Source organism: Streptomyces sp. P9(2023) (assembly GCF_032436795.1).
Lineage (GTDB): Bacteria > Actinomycetota > Actinomycetes > Streptomycetales > Streptomycetaceae > Streptomyces.
Genome location: NZ_JAUPWM010000665.1, coordinates 1 through 254, shown reverse-complemented (window position 1 = coordinate 254; position 254 = coordinate 1). Strand labels below are relative to the sequence as shown.

Here is a 254-nt window from a genome sequence, read left to right as displayed (position 1 = left end):
TTTATATACTACAAAGCCTCTTTCGACGAGCAGTTTTTTTCCTTTTCGAATTATTTGTTTTGAGGTTCCTTCAGTAAATCCAAGAAGTATTAAATCATCTTTATTTATTGTTATTATCATCTTTTCTCTCCTTTGCATTAAAAATGAAAACAAGCCCATTTCTAAGCTTGCTTTCTAGGAGATTATGAATATGAAAAATATTTGGATGATGATAGTATAATCCAACATCCCTAAATTTTTCTTAACTGATATAT

General features: G+C 28.0%; 1 protein-coding gene. It reads right to left on the bottom strand.

Going from position 1 to position 254, the window contains the following annotated elements:
• Positions 1–120: DUF3173 family protein (locus tag Q5762_RS40235; RefSeq protein ID WP_399495636.1), on the bottom strand; the 120-nt coding region annotated here is incomplete at its 3' end.
• Positions 121–254: the final 134 nt, after the last annotated feature.